We start from the raw sequence: 12755 nt of genomic DNA on the forward strand, positions 1-12755 counted from the left end.
CAATGCTCGAAACCGTCATCAAGCGCGAACGCGACCTGGGCACGCCGGCCCGGGTGTCCGAAAACATGGTGACGCTCACCATAGATGGCCGTCCGGTAAGCGTGCCCGAAGGCACCTCGGTGATGCGCGCCGCAGCCGAGTCCGGCATCAATATCCCCAAGCTGTGCGCCACGGACAGCCTGGAACCCTTTGGGTCGTGCCGCCTGTGCCTGGTGCAGATCGACGGCCGGCGCGGCTATCCGGCATCGTGCACCACGCCGGTCGAAGAGGGCATGGTGGTGCACACCGAAACCCCCAGACTGCACGAGCTGCGGCGGGGCGTGATGGAGCTGTATATATCTGACCACCCGCTCGATTGCCTGACCTGCCCGGCCAACGGCAATTGCGAATTGCAGGACATGGCAGGCGTGGTGGGGCTGCGCGCGGTGCGCTACGGATTCGACGGCGCGAACCACCTGCATGACAAGACAGACGATTCCAACCCGTACTTTTCGTACGACCCATCCAAGTGCATTGTCTGCAACCGCTGCGTGCGCGCCTGCGAGGAAACGCAGGGCACGTTTGCCCTGACGATATCCGGCAAGGGCTTTGCGTCGCGCGTGTCGGCCGGCCAGGACCAGCCTTTCCTGCAGAGCGAATGCGTATCGTGCGGCGCCTGTGTGCAGGCCTGCCCGACTTCCACGCTGCAGGAAAAGAGCGTCATCGCCATGGGCCAGGCCGAGCATTCGGTGATTACCACTTGCGCCTATTGCGGCGTGGGCTGCGGCTTCAAGGCCGAAATGAAGGGCCAGGAAGTGGTGCGCATGGTGCCCTGGAAAGACGGCCAGGCCAACCGCGGCCATGCCTGTGTGAAGGGCCGCTTCGCCTGGGGCTATGCCACGCACAAAGACCGCGTGCTCAAGCCCATGATACGCAAGCGCATCACGGACCCGTGGCGCGAGGTTTCCTGGCAGGAAGCCATCGACTATGCCGCATCGGAATTCCGCCGCATCCAGGCCGATCACGGGCGCGACGCCATCGGCGGCATCACCTCGTCGCGCTGCACGAACGAAGAAACCTGGCTGGTGCAGAAGCTGGTGCGTGCGGCGTTCGGTACCAACAACGTGGACACCTGCGCGCGCGTGTGCCACTCGCCCACCGGCTATGGGTTGAAGCAGACGCTGGGCGAGTCGGCCGGCACGCAGACGTTCGACTCCATCATGCACACCGACGTGGTCGTCCTGATGGGCGCCAATCCCAGCAGCGCCCATCCGGTGTTCGCCTCGCGCATGAAGCGGCGCCTGCGAGAAGGGGCGCGCCTGATCGTGATCGACCCGCGCCGCATCGAACTGGTGGATGCGCCGCACATCAAGGCCGACTTCCACCTGCCCGTGCGCCCCGGCACCAACGTGGCGCTGCTTACCGCGCTGGCGCACGTCATTGTCACCGAAGGCCTGGTCAACGAGCCTTTCGTGGCGCAGCGCTGCGAAGCAAAAGCCTTTGAGCAATGGCGCGAATTCGTGGCGCGGCCCGAGAACTCGCCCGAAGCCACCGAAGCCACGACTGGCGTGCCGGCCGCGCATGTGCGCGGCGCCGCCCGCCTGTATGCCACCGGCGGCAACGGCTCCATTTACTACGGCCTGGGCGTCACCGAGCACAGCCAGGGTTCTACCGCCGTGATGGCCATCGCCAACCTGGCCATGGCCACCGGCAATATCGGGCGCGAGGGCGTGGGCGTGAATCCCTTGCGCGGCCAGAACAACGTTCAGGGCTCGTGCGACATGGGTTCGTTCCCGCACGAATTGCCCGGCTACCGCCACGTATCCGACGCCCGGGTGCGCAGCGAGTTCGAGGCCGATTGGGGCGTGACGCTGCAGGCCGAGCCGGGCCTGCGCATTCCCAATATGTTCGACGCGGCGCTGGGCGGCAGCTTCAAGGGCCTGTACTGCCAGGGCGAGGACATCGTGCAGTCCGACCCCAACACCCAGCACGTGGCCGCAGCGCTGTCGGCCATGGAATGCATCGTGGTGCAGGACCTGTTCCTGAACGAAACCGCCAAGTATGCGCACGTGTTCCTGCCCGGTTCGTCGTTCCTGGAAAAGGACGGCACTTTCACGAACGCCGAACGACGCATCTCGCGGGTGCGCAAAGTCATGGAGCCGCGCAACGGCATGGCCGACTGGCAGATCACGGCCGCGCTGTCCAACGCCCTGGGCTACCCCATGAATTATCGCCATCCCGCCGAGATCATGGACGAGATCGCGCGCCTGACGCCGACATTCGCAGGTGTGTCGTACGACAAGCTCGAACGCATGGGCAGCCTGCAGTGGCCGTGCAACGCCCAGGCCCCCGAAGGCACGCCCATCATGCATATCGACGAGTTCGTGCGCGGCAAGGGCAAGTTCTTCATTACCAAGTACGTGCCCTCGGATGAGCGCAGCACGCGCAAGTACCCGCTGCTGCTGACCACGGGCCGGATACTGTCGCAATACAACGTGGGAGCGCAAACCCGCCGCACCCCCAACGTGGTGTGGCACAGCGAAGACGTGCTCGAGCTCCATCCCCAGGACGCGGAAGACCGCGGCATCGCCGAAGGCGACTGGGTAGGAGTGCAGAGCCGCGCGGGCGAAACGGTGCTGCGCGCCACGCTGACCGACCGCGTACAGCCCGGCGTGGTGTACACCACGTTCCACTTCCCCGAATCGGGCGCCAACGTGGTGACCACCGACAGTTCCGACTGGGCCACGAACTGCCCCGAATACAAGGTGACGGCGGTGCAGGTGATGCGCGTATCCCAGCCGTCGGAATGGCAGCGCCAGTGGTCGCGGTTCACCGAAGTGCAGCACAAGCTGCTGCGCGAGCGGGAACGCGGCGCAAAAGCCGTGCTCGGCGGCAAGTAGACATGGCCATGGACTGCCAGACTCCTGCCGGCGTGGCGCGCCCGGACTACGCCGATGCCACCGTGGTGCGCGTGCGCGGCGGCGCCGCGGATGCCGCCACGCAGCAAGACAGGGTGGCCGAGGAAACGCCCGTCGCGCTCGAATACAACGGCATCAGCCACGCCACCATGCTGGCCACGCCCGGCGACCTGGAAGACTTCGCGCTGGGCTTCTCGCTGACCGAAGGCATCGTCGGCCAGCCCGGCGACATCCGCGGCATCGAGATCGCGCCGCAGTTCAACGGCATCGTGGTGCAGATCGAGATTTCCAGCGCCTGCGAGGCGCGCCTGAAGCAGCGCCGCCGGGCCATGGCCGGCCGCACCGGCTGCGGTCTGTGCGGCGTGGAAACCCTGGGCGAGGTGCTGCGGCAGTTGCCGCCCGTGGCCGCCGGCGCCCGGCCCATTCCCCTCGCCTCGGTGTTGCGCGCCATGCGCGCCCTGCGGGCGGGCCAGCCGTTGCACGACCTGACGGGGGCCACGCACGCGGCCGGCTGGGCCGATGCGCAAGGCCGGGTGCGCCTGGTGCGCGAAGACGTCGGCCGCCACAACGCGCTGGACAAGCTCGTGGGCGCGCTCGCCCGCCTGGGCGAGCCGCCCGGCGCCGGCATGGCGCTGGTGTCCAGCCGGGCGAGCTTCGAGATGGTGCAGAAATGCGCGGCGGCGGGCATCGGCGTGCTGGCCGCCGTGTCGGCGCCCACGGCGCTCGCCATCCGCGTGGCGCAGACCACAAACGTGGCGCTGCTGGGCTTTGTGCGCAACGCCGACGCCACCCTGTACACCCACCCTGAACGCATCGCATCCTGACCGACATGGACACCGCAAACCTGATACGCATGGCCAACCGCATCGGCGACTTTTTCGGCGCCCAGCCCGACCGCGAAGAAGCGCTGGAGGGCATCGCCAGCCACATCCAGAGATCGTGGGAACCGCGCATGCGCACCGCCTTGCTGGAATCCCTGGCCCGGCATGCCGACGGACAGCACGACGACGTGCGCCTGGACCCGCTGGTGCTCGAGGCCGTGACGAAGCATCGCGAGCGCCTGACGCCGGCCCCGGCCCGATGACGCGCATGCCCGGATAGCCGGCACGGCCGCAACGCGCGCGTACGCCGCGGCAGCCCAAGGAACCTGCTACAGTGCCGGCAGTCCCAGCGCCCGCCCCCTGCCCGCATGCCGTCTCTACCTATTGTCCACTGGACAGAATCCGGCCAGGCTTGCAGCGCCTATTGGCGTTCCGAGTCTGGCGCTGCACCCCCCGCCCGCATCGACATTGCCGACGACCGCATGCCGGCGTCGGTGGCATATCGCCATGTGTGCGCAGGCACGCACCTGCTGTGGCGGGGCGACTTCCATAATGCGCGCCAGCTGCTGCAGGCCCTGGCGCGCCGCATCGACCAGAAGCCGCGCAAGCCCGCGGCCAATGCGCTGGATGCGTTCAACCGCCACCGCATGGCCCAGGCCCAGCGGGCGCGCCTCTTGGGCAGCCTGCTGCTGCCGTTCGAGGCCGACCATGGCATCGCGCTGCGGCGCGCGCCCGATGCCCGGCAAGCCTGCATGCAGGCATACGGCCCCGCGCCCGGCCCTTACCTTGCGTCGCTGCGCGAACTGCAGGGCGTGATCGGCGCGCACGAATGGCGCAAGAAGGGCGTGCCCATCGCCGCACTGCAGGCTCGCATTCACCCGCACTATGGCGTGTTTTCGCCGGTGCGCGGCGAATACATCGACCTGGTGGCTCGCGCGCCGCTGCCGGCCGGTGTGCCGTCGCTGGCCTTTGACATCGGCACGGGCACCGGCGTGCTTGCCGCCGTGCTGGCCCGCCGCGGCGTGCCCCGCGTCGTCGCCACCGACCAGGATCCGCGCGCCCTTGCCTGCGCGCGCGAAAACCTGGAACGGCTGGGGCTGCAACCGAACGTCGCGCTGCAGCAGGCGGATCTGTTTCCCGAAGGCAAGGCGACGCTGATCGTGTGCAACCCGCCCTGGCTGCCGGCGCGGCCCGGCGCACCCGTGGAATACGCCATCTACGACCCCGAAAGCCGCATGCTCGCGGGCTTTCTGCAGGGGTTGACAGCGCACCTGGAAGCCGGCGGCGAAGGATGGCTGATCATGTCCGACCTGGCCGAGCACCTGGGCCTGCGCCAGCCCGGCGAGCTGGCCGACCGTTTCGCGCAGGCCGGGCTGCGCGTGGTGGGCCGCCTGGACGCCCGCCCCAGCCACCCGCGCGCCGCCGATGCGAGCGACCCGCTGCACGCCGCGCGCTCGGCGGAAGTGACCTCGCTGTGGCGGCTGGCCGCCGCCTGAAGCCGCGTCGCCCGCCGCGCCGCTCCCGTAGAATGGCCTAGCTGCCGGCCATCTTCGGCCCGGCATCCACGCAGCATGCCTTCGTCCGCCCCGCGCCAACCTGCTACCGCGCTCGTTCCCGTTCTGTTGCTGATGGCCGCCATGGTGTCCATCCAGGGCGGCGCCGCTTTGGCCAAGCATTTGTTCCCTGCCGTCGGCGCGCAGGGCACGGCGGCGCTGCGGCTGGCCTTGTCGGCGCTGCTGTTGCTGGCTTACTTCCGGCCCTGGCGCGTCCGCATGGCGCCGTCCGCATGGCCGCTGGTCGTGGCGTACGGCCTGTCGCTGGGCGGCATGAACCTGATGTTCTACATGTCGTTGCGCACGATTCCGCTGGGCATTGCGGTGGCGCTGGAATTCGTGGGGCCGCTGGCCGTAGCCCTGCTCAGCTCGCGCCGGGCGGCCGATTTTGCATGGATCGCGCTGGCCGCCGCGGGCCTGCTGCTGCTGATGCTGCATGGCGCCGATGCGCGCAACCTGGACCCGGCCGGCATGCTGTATGCGCTGGCGGCGGGGCTGGGCTGGGCGCTGTACATCGTGCTGGGCCGCCGGGTGGGCGTGCGCGTGGGCACACAGGCGCTCGCCATCGCCGCCACCGTGGCGGCGCTTGCCGTCCTGCCCTTCGGGCTGGCGCAGGCCGGCGCCGCGCTTTTCTCGCCGCAGTTCCTGCCTTTTGCGCTGGGCGTGGCGGTGCTGTCCAGCGCCCTGCCCTATGCCCTGGAAATCACCGTGCTGACCCGCATGCCGGTGCGCATCTTCGGCACCTTGCTCAGCCTGGAACCGGTGTTCGCCGCCCTGTCGGGACTGATGTTCCTGGGCGAAACGCTCACCCTGATGCAATGGACGGCCGTGGTGGCCATTGTGCTGGCGTCGGCTGGCATCACCGCCGGCGCGCGCTGACGCAGCCGGGCCGCCCCCTGGCGGCCCGGCTGCGTCAGGGCTTCACAACATGCCAGATGTCCCGCACCTTGTCGCCCGTCATGTCGCCGGGCTTGGTGTCTTTCACGAACAGATAGAGCGGCTTGCCCTTGTAGGCCCATTGCCGCGTGCCGTCGTCGCGGTTGATGATGGTGTAGTCGCCGTCGGGCTTGGCGTCGGCGGAAGCGGCCAGAGGTGGCCAGTTCTGCGCGCACTGCCCGCTGCAGGCGCTCTTGCCGTCACTGTCTTTATCGAAGGTGTACAGGGTCATGCCGGCCGAATCGGCCAGCACCCCGTTCTGAGTCTTGACGGGAGCCTGGGCGTAGGCCGAGGCGGCAAACAGGGTGCACGCGGCCAGCAGGGCGGCCTGGCGGGCGCCAGCAAAACGTACGGCAATCATGGTGGTCTCCTTGGGTGGGATACAGCACGAGGTAGACGTCTGCCGCAACCGTTTTATTCCCGGGCGCGCGGCCAACGCAGGCCCGGGGCGCGCCTGGCTCAGTCGCGGAAATTCTGGAACTGCAGCGGCAAGTCGACGTCGGTCTTGCGCAGCAGGGCAATGGCTTCCTGGAGATCGTCGCGCTTCTTGCCGCTGACGCGCAGCTTGTCGCCGTTGATCTGGCTTTCGACCTTGAGTTTGGCCGCCTTGATGGCGGCTATCAGCTTCTTGGCCACAGGCTGTTCGATGCCTTGGCGCACCGTGACTTTCTGGCGCGCGCCGGCCAGGTTTTCGAGGGGGTCGGCCACTTCCAGGCAGCGCACGTCGATGCCCCGCGCCGACATGCGGCCTCGCAGGATGTCGAGCATTTGCCTGAGCTGGAATGCACTGGGGGCCACCTGGGTCACCACGAACCCTTCGAGCTCGAACTTGGCGTCGGTGCCCTTGAAGTCGAAGCGGGTGGCCAGTTCGCGATTGGCCTGGTCGACCGCGTTACTGAGTTCGTGCTTGTCCACTTCGGAAACCACGTCGAAACTGGGCATGGCTGTAACCTGTATAAAGAAATCAAACCAGGCGGCCCGTCGCCGCCCTTCCTGCATAAAGTTTATGTCGTTTTGGCCTTGGGGGGCCAGGCGGGCGATATGATGCGGCAGGACCGTCCTTTCATGCCGCCAACGGAATACATTTATGTTCTATAGCCTTTTGAAGCTCGTGCACGTCCTGGCCATCATCCTGTGGGTAGGAGGCATGATCTTCGCATACTGTTTTCTCAGGCCGGCCGCCACGTGCCTGGAGCCCCCGCAACGGCTGACGCTGATGCGCGAAACGCTCGGCAGGTTTCTGAACGCGGTCATGCTGGCCGTCGCCGCGACGCTGCTCAGCGGCGCCTGGATGATCGGACGCTCGGCCCGCCAGGCGGCCGAATCGGGCGGCAGCTTTCACATGCCGCCGTCATGGACGGCCATGGCGGCCCTGGGGGTCGTCATGGCCGCCATCTTCGGACATATCCGCTTCGCGCTTTACCCGCGCCTGTCGGCCGCCGTGCAGGCCGGCCAATGGCCGGCCGCGGGCGCCGCCATGGGGTCGATCAAGACCTGGGTGGCGGTCAACCTGCTGCTGGGGCTCGCCACCGTGGCGGTGGTCATGCTGGGATAGCCGGCTTCAGTCGACAGCGGCGCCCGCCGACTGCACGACCTTGCCCAGGCGCTCGTATTCCACGGCGCCGAACTCGGCGAACTCCTTGCGCGAGGTCGCGGCCGGCGTCGCGCCGCGCGCCTCCAGGGCCTGGCGCACTTCAGGCCGCTGCAGCGCACGCTGCACCGCGGCGTTCAAAGTGTCCAGTACGGCCGGCGGCGTACCTTTGGGCGCGTACAGGCCATCCCAAGCAAAAAATTCGTAGCCCGACACGCCGCTTTCGCCGATGGTCGGCACATCGGGATGCGAGGCCGCGCGCTCGGGCGTCGTGACTGCCAGCGCACGCAACTTGCCCGCGCCGACCTGCCCCGCCACATTGGGCATTACGTCGATCAACAGCGAGATGCGCCCGCCCAGCAGGTCGGTCATGGCAGCGGCTCCGCCCTTGTAGGGAATGTGCCGGATGTCCACGCCCGTCATCTGCTTGAGCAATTCACAGGCCAGGTGCGACGTGGTGCCATTGCCCGCCGATCCACAGGTCAGCTCGCCCGGGTTCTGCTTAGCGTAGGCAAGCAGTTGCTGCAAGGTCTTGAACCGTTCGTCGTCGCCCTTGACCACCAGTGCCGCCGCGATCGTGGTAAAGCGCGATACCGGCTCGAAATCCTGCGGCGTATAGCCTGGCGACTTGTATAGCCAATGGTTCATCGCCTGCGTACCGTTGGTGCCGTAGGTCAGCGTGTACCCGTCCGGCGTGGCGCGCGCGCCCATGGCCGAGCCGATATTTCCGCCCGCGCCCGGCCGGTTCTCCACGACGATGGTCTGTCCGAGTTCGCGGCCGAGCGGGTCCGCCACCATGCGGGCCAGCGTATCGCCGCCCCCGCCCGCGGCAAAGGGCACGATCAGCGTCAACGGTCGATTGAAAGTGGTGTCGGCGTGCGCCGGGGCGGCGGCCACGGCGGCAGCCACCAGCAAGGCCCGCAAGCCATGCACCATGGCGTTAGCAGTCTTCATGAGTGTCTCCTGAGTAAAAACGTCACATCGAGGTTTGCCAGTCGCCGCCGCATGCTTGGCAGCACGGCGGTCGTTATGGATCGTTATGGAAGCGGCACGGTACGGCTGCCGGGTCGCAACTTCGTCTAGCCAGCGCTGGTCCGGCAAGAACCGTAAACAGCACAGATTCATTCAGGCGGCAGGTGCCGCCGGCTTTGCTTGTCGGCCAGGCGCCACCCTTGCGGCGTCTGCACCAGCGTGTCGCGGCAATCTCGAATGGCCACCAGGCGTGGCGCGCCGGCCGTACCGTCCTGCGCCACGCTTTCATAGGCTGTCAGGTAGTAGCCCAGCTCGGCACGACCGGCGCTGGCCGACAGCAGCCGCAAGTTGGTGATGACATGACAGGTGGCGCGCCCGGCGGGACGGGCGTGCAAGGCCTGCAGGACCTCCCGCGGCCCGCGCAACGCCTTGCCCTGCCGCATCCAGACGCCGTCTTCGGCCATCAAAGCGGCAACGTCTTCATGGCGACGCTGGTCCAGGGCGTGGAAGAACGCCAGCACCACGGCTTCGCAGTCAGCCTTCACGGCATGGTCGGGATAGTTTTTGTCCATGGTCTTGCTCCTGAAATCAATGCTTACGCCGTCGCAGCGGCCGGACGCAGCTGGGCCGTGGCGAGCGGGGCATCCGTACGCGCCAGCAACGACGCATCCAGGCACGCTGCCTCGGCCACCCACGTGCGCAGCTGGCGCACATCCCGACCGGCGTTGATCGCCACCGCCGATACCGCGCGGCCGTCGGCGTCCAGGCCGACGGAAAGCAGCCCGTTCTGCGAAGCCAGCGGGCGCAAAGCCTCGGCGGCTGCCCGCTGCACGAATCCGACACTCTGGATCATGGCGTCGTACTGCTCCGACCACACCGCGCCGGTGGGCACGTAAGGCGCGCCCTGCCCCAGCGCGGCTCGCGCAGCGGCAATACCCTGGTCCTGCGCGTTCTGCCAGGACTCCAGCCGCACCCGCATGCCGGCCTGCAAGGTCATCACCGCGACATCGCCCGCGGCGTACACATTGGGCGCCGAGCTGCGGCAGTACTCGTCAACCAGCACACCGCCATCGCAGGCAATACCCGCGGCGCGGGCCAGTTCGTCGCAGGGCTGCAGCCCCACGCCCAGCACCACCACATCCGCCGGCACGCGCCGTTCATCGGCCAGCACCAGTTCGAGCGCCGGGCCGTCTGCCTGGATCCGCAACAGCCCCGCACCCATCGCCAGATCGACGCCGTTGGCGCGATGCAGGTCCGCCAGATAGGCAGACACCCCGGGCGGTACGCTGCGCGCGCACAGGCGATCGGCCTGCTCGATAACGGTGACGCCGCAGCCCATCTGCCGCGCAGTGGCAGCGACTTCCAGCCCGATCCAGCCGCCGCCGACGACGGCCAGGCGCTTGCCGCCGGCCAGCGCCTGCCGCAGCCGCATGGCGTCATCGCGGGTGCGCAGCACATGCACGCCCGGCAGGTCCGTGCCCGGCACGCCGGGCACCCGCGCGCGGCCGCCGCTGCATAGCAGCAGCGCGTCATAGGCGAAAAGCTGCCCGTCCGCCGCAAGCACCGCCTGTTCGGCAATGCGCAGTTCCGTAGCAGCCAATCCGGCACGAAATTCGATATCCAGCCTGCTCCACTCGTCTGCCGGCCACAGCGCGGCTGATTCCGGCGCGGCCGCGCCCGCCAGCACGGCCTTGCTGAGCGGGGGGCGTTCATACGGAGCGTGGGCCTCGGCGCCCAGCAGGATGATGCGGCCGCCATAGCCGCACTCGCGCAGGGTGCGGGCGGCCCAACCGCCCGCCTGGCCGGCGCCCACGACGACGATGGCGTCCGCGCTCATGCCGGCTCGGACCGCAGCATGATCGCCTCGCCTTCCACCTTGACCTCGTAGCACTTCAGGTCTGTGGTGACAGGCGGGCACTGCGGTTTGCCGCTACGGATGTCGAACACGCCCTGGTGCAGCGGGCACTCGATGGTGCCGTCTTCCAGGTAGCCATCGGCCAGGCTCGCATTGCCGTGCGGGCAACGATCCTGCGTGGCGCAGATTTCGCCGTCCAGGTTGTACAGGCACACTGCCTCGCCATCGAGCGTGACGCGCAGCGTATTCGTATCGGGCGAGATATCGTGGATCATCGCCACCGGTTTCCAATTGCTCATGGCTACAGCCCCATTGCTTCGCGGTAATACTGGTAGAAGGCGCGGATCAGCACCTCGGTCACCATGTAGTCGGTGGGCTGGGTATCGCGTCCGCCCATTTCCACGATGCCCTTGCCGTCGGGGTATCCGCCCACGCCGATCTGCATCTGGTTCAGCATTTCGCTGTCGTCCATCGACACAAACCCGGCCGGCCCCAGCAGGTTGGCATGCTTCAGGCGCAGGCGCGTCATTTCTTCGTCGTCGTCTTCGTAGCCGTAATAGGTGAACACCAGCTCGTGTTCGGTGGGGCTGCGCGGAATGACATGACGCGTCTTGAGCGAATTGGCCTGGATGCCGAACTGGGCGGCCGGGAACACCCAGGCTCCGCCTACGCGACCACGGTTGAATTCCGCGCGCGGGGTCACGGTTTCCAGGTCCAGCAGCTCCAGGTCGTCGCGGAAGCGGCTCATCTCGGACGTGGCTTCGGTTTTCTTCTTGCCCTCGTTGTGCGAGACCATCACGCTGTGCGCCCCGCCGCCGGTGGGAATGCACTCGGACTTGGAATCGGCGCGCCACAGCCCGAAGGTGATATAGAAGGTATGCAGCAGCGTGGCGTGGTAGGGATCTTTCAGGTTTTCCAGGTACATCTTCCAGTTGCTGGGAATCAACTGGCGCGTATAGCCCAGCAGCTTGAGCTTCTTGCCCGGCAACATGTGGTCGATCTCGGCCAGCACTTCCGGGCCGCAATAGTCTTCGAAGCTCGGCGCATCGTCGGCAAAGGTCGCCCAGACTGAGCCGCCGCGGTTCACGCTGCGCAGCTTGCGTATGCCGTTCTGCTTGGGATCGAAATCCTTGGGCATGCCGCCCTTGCCCATCGCGCCGCGGCGAAAGGGCACGCCCTGCAGGTTGCCATTGAGGTCATAGTTCCACTGGTGATAGGGGCACGTGAAGTCTTTCACTTTGCCGGTGTTCTGCCAGCAGATCTGCGCGCCGCGATGCGCGCAGCGGTTTTCCAGCACCGAGATATCGCCGCTTTCGGTGCGCACCATGATGACCGGCCGGTCGCCTATCCAGTTGCGCTTGTAGCAGCCGGGTTCCGGCACTTCGCAGTCCAGGCCCACGTAGTTCCAGGTCTTGCCGCCAAAGAACACATCCATTTCTTTGCGGAACACGTCGGGATCGGTGTACACCCAGTTGGGGATGCGCGTGTGGCCTTCCTGGGGCCACTTGCGTTTGATGTGAATGGGGGCCTCGGCGGCCGCGCCCTGCACAGGAGTATCGGGACAGGTCATGGCTGTTCCTTGAAAAGCGGGTTCAAACGGGAATGATCAAAGACGTGCGCACGCGGTAGTTGTCGTGCACGCAGTCGCGCCGGCGCAGCAGGAAGCCCCCGCCGTCGCGCACCAGTACGTCCCGGTAGATGCCCACCATGTTCAGCACCGGCTCGCGGTCGGACAGGGCTTCGGTGATCATGAAGTTGGCCTGGGCGACGATCTCGTCGGCTCCGGCTTCAATCACCCGCACCCCGCTGACAAAATGCCGCAATGCGCGCGGTTCGTAGACGGTGGTTTCGCGCAACGCCGTGACGCGGTCTTTCAGCATGTTCTTGTTCATGCAATAGATCAGGCCGATGGGCAGGCCGGCGTCGTAGTTCTCGCGCGACAACACGCGGTAATGGCAGTCTTCGGTAAAGAAGGCCGGCCAGTCTTCCAGGCGGCCTTCGTCCAGGCAGGCCGCGTAGTCATCGTAGAAATCGCGCAATTGCGCCCGCAGCGCGGACGTATCGGTAACAGTGGTCGTCATGTTCAGTTCAGCAATAGTGCGGACCGGAGGTCCGGGTGCACGCCCGCCG

The 12755-nt window shown here is 67.2% G+C and carries 14 protein-coding genes; 6 read left to right on the forward strand and 8 right to left on the reverse strand.

The genetic code is table 11. The features are described from left to right. Nucleotides 1–2: 2 nt before the first annotated feature. The 5 genes from fdhF (at nt 3) to CAL18_RS13720 (ending at nt 6150) form a co-directional block, all read left to right on the forward strand. Complete coding sequence (gene fdhF / locus CAL18_RS13700; protein WP_094818062.1) at nt 3–2879, forward strand: formate dehydrogenase subunit alpha; 2877 nt, start codon at nt 3–5, stop codon at nt 2877–2879. A gap of 8 nt (nt 2880–2887) precedes the next feature. Then, on the forward strand, nt 2888–3721 hold the full coding sequence (gene fdhD / locus CAL18_RS13705) for a formate dehydrogenase accessory sulfurtransferase FdhD (RefSeq protein ID WP_026638612.1): 834 nt from the start codon (nt 2888–2890) through the stop codon (nt 3719–3721). 5 nt (nt 3722–3726) lie between these two features. Further along, complete coding sequence (locus tag CAL18_RS13710) at nt 3727–3981, forward strand: formate dehydrogenase subunit delta (RefSeq protein WP_094797086.1); 255 nt, start codon at nt 3727–3729, stop codon at nt 3979–3981. A gap of 105 nt (nt 3982–4086) precedes the next feature. Next, nucleotides 4087–5214 carry a methyltransferase gene (locus tag CAL18_RS13715; protein ID WP_094797087.1) on the forward strand — a complete coding sequence of 376 codons (1128 nt, stop codon included), beginning with the start codon at nt 4087–4089 and terminating at the stop codon, nt 5212–5214. Between the two features lie 141 nt (nt 5215–5355). Continuing rightward, nucleotides 5356–6150 carry an EamA family transporter gene (locus tag CAL18_RS13720; RefSeq protein WP_094818135.1) on the forward strand — a complete coding sequence of 265 codons (795 nt, stop codon included), beginning with the start codon at nt 5356–5358 and terminating at the stop codon, nt 6148–6150. A 34-nt stretch (nt 6151–6184) separates the two neighbouring features. Here the strand turns inward: CAL18_RS13720 and CAL18_RS13725 are convergent, their stop codons facing one another. Beyond that, nucleotides 6185–6568 (reverse strand): COG4315 family predicted lipoprotein, encoded by a 384-nt coding sequence (locus tag CAL18_RS13725; RefSeq protein WP_038852036.1) that lies wholly within the window; start codon nt 6566–6568, stop codon nt 6185–6187. 98 nt (nt 6569–6666) lie between these two features. Beyond that, a complete protein-coding gene (locus CAL18_RS13730; protein WP_026638616.1) occupies nt 6667–7149 on the reverse strand; it encodes a YajQ family cyclic di-GMP-binding protein in 483 nt (160 codons plus the stop codon). A 145-nt stretch (nt 7150–7294) separates the two neighbouring features. On the opposite strand from CAL18_RS13730, the gene CAL18_RS13735 reads away from it, so the two are divergent. Then, nucleotides 7295–7762, forward strand: coding sequence for a CopD family protein (locus CAL18_RS13735; protein ID WP_026638617.1), 468 nt, complete (start codon nt 7295–7297; stop codon nt 7760–7762). A gap of 6 nt (nt 7763–7768) precedes the next feature. Here CAL18_RS13735 and CAL18_RS13740 read toward each other — a convergent pair whose 3' ends face one another. The 6 genes from CAL18_RS13740 to CAL18_RS13765 all read right to left on the reverse strand — a co-directional run bounded on the left by CAL18_RS13740 (nt 7769) and on the right by CAL18_RS13765 (nt 12706). Then, nucleotides 7769–8752: a Bug family tripartite tricarboxylate transporter substrate binding protein gene (locus CAL18_RS13740; protein WP_094797089.1), complete on the reverse strand. Its 984-nt coding sequence runs from the start codon at nt 8750–8752 to the stop codon at nt 7769–7771. Between the two features lie 167 nt (nt 8753–8919). Continuing rightward, complete coding sequence (locus CAL18_RS13745) at nt 8920–9342, reverse strand: nuclear transport factor 2 family protein (RefSeq protein WP_051423656.1); 423 nt, start codon at nt 9340–9342, stop codon at nt 8920–8922. A gap of 23 nt (nt 9343–9365) precedes the next feature. Further along, nucleotides 9366–10607, reverse strand: coding sequence for an NAD(P)/FAD-dependent oxidoreductase (locus tag CAL18_RS13750; RefSeq protein WP_094818063.1), 1242 nt, complete (start codon nt 10605–10607; stop codon nt 9366–9368). Then, a complete protein-coding gene (locus CAL18_RS13755) occupies nt 10604–10924 on the reverse strand; it encodes a non-heme iron oxygenase ferredoxin subunit (protein ID WP_026638621.1) in 321 nt (106 codons plus the stop codon). Before CAL18_RS13755 ends, CAL18_RS13750 begins: the two co-directional genes overlap by 4 nt. Before the next feature lie 2 nt (nt 10925–10926). Next, nucleotides 10927–12195: an aromatic ring-hydroxylating dioxygenase subunit alpha gene (locus CAL18_RS13760; protein WP_026638622.1), complete on the reverse strand. Its 1269-nt coding sequence runs from the start codon at nt 12193–12195 to the stop codon at nt 10927–10929. Nucleotides 12196–12217: 22 nt separating this feature from the next. Continuing rightward, nucleotides 12218–12706 carry an aromatic-ring-hydroxylating dioxygenase subunit beta gene (locus CAL18_RS13765; RefSeq protein WP_026638623.1) on the reverse strand — a complete coding sequence of 163 codons (489 nt, stop codon included), beginning with the start codon at nt 12704–12706 and terminating at the stop codon, nt 12218–12220. Nucleotides 12707–12755 lie beyond the last annotated feature (49 nt).

Source organism: Bordetella genomosp. 7, from assembly GCF_002261415.1.
Taxonomy (GTDB): domain Bacteria; phylum Pseudomonadota; class Gammaproteobacteria; order Burkholderiales; family Burkholderiaceae_B; genus Bordetella_A.